Here is a 1,228-nt window from a genome sequence, read left to right as displayed (position 1 = left end):
GGCGGATTCAACCGGTCGATGCAACACATTCGCTGAACATCTCAGCGGGTGTCTGGAAGCCGAGCGTCTTGCGCGGCCTCTCGTTCAATTGTCTCGCGATCGCGTTGAGCTGAAGCTGTGAGAAGCCTGCGAGGCTCACGCCCTTGGGCATGTACTGCCTGAGCAAGCCATTGGTGTTCTCGTTGCTTCCGCGTTGCCATGGGCTTTGCGGATCGCAGAAGTAGACTCGGATGTCGGTGGCCATCGTGAATTTCTTGTGCGCGTGCATCTCCGTGCCTCGATCCCAAGTCAATGACTTGTAGAGCTCCTGCGGCAGTTTGCGGGCGTTCTTGATGAGTGCGTTGACGACCGTCTGCGAGTCTTTGCCATCCAGCTTCACCAACATCACGTATCGCGTTTGACGTTCAACCAATGTCGCGATCTGGCTGTTGCCACTGCCAAAGACCAGGTCGCCCTCCCAGTGACCAGGCACTGCTCGGTCTTCAACGCAGGCGGGCCGCTCGCTGATCGAAACAGCATCGACGATCTTTCCGTGAATTGCCGTCTTCTGCGTGTAGTGGCGTGACCGGCGCATTCCACGGGTGCGCCGCAGGTGCTCCAACAACTCTTTCTTCAAGGCGCCACGCGCTTGAATGAACAGACTGCGGTAGATGGTCTCGTGTGACACGTGGTGGCTCTCGTCGCACGGATAAGTATGCCGGAGCCAACCTGCGATCTGTTCCGGCGACCATAGCATGCGCAGCTTGCCCGCCACGATGCGAGCCAATGTGCGGTTCTCACTCAGCTTGCAACGCTTGGGACGTTGCGCTCGATCCCAAGTCGCTTCATCGGCCAGGCTGGCACGGTAGCCATCGCTACCGCCATTGCGCTTGATCTCTCGACTGATCGTCGATGGTGCTCGCCCCAGTCGCGCTGCAGTGGATCGAATCGACTCGCCTGCCACCATCGCCCGCGAGATTTCCTCGCGCTCGGCCAACGTCAATGCAGCCGATGCGCGCGATCGCTGAGGCGGCCGGAATCCGCCCGTTTCCGCAAGTATTCGATGGATCGACGTGTGAGGCCGATCAAAGAGTTTGCCGATCTCATGCAACGTCCAGCCTTGCTTCCAACGCTCCCACATCAATGCCTTCTGGCTATCTGAATAGTAGATTCTTGGTCGCCGCTTCATCTGCAACACTCCTTCCGCCTATGCGGTGGTTAGTGTGTTGCATCGACCGGTTGAATCCGC

Annotated in this window: 1 protein-coding gene; it reads right to left on the bottom strand. The window is 58.6% G+C overall.

Features of this window, described 5'->3' with window-relative positions:
• Positions 1-7: 7 nt before the first annotated feature.
• Entirely contained in the window at positions 8-1,168 is a 1,161-nt protein-coding gene (locus BMG07_RS40645; protein ID WP_198089206.1) for an IS30 family transposase, read from the bottom strand.
• Positions 1,169-1,228 lie beyond the last annotated feature (60 nt).

Origin of the sequence: Variovorax sp. E3 (assembly GCF_016082275.1) — a bacterium.
Classification (GTDB): Bacteria; Pseudomonadota; Gammaproteobacteria; order Burkholderiales; family Burkholderiaceae_C; genus Variovorax.
This window is presented reverse-complemented; position numbering and strand designations above follow the sequence as displayed.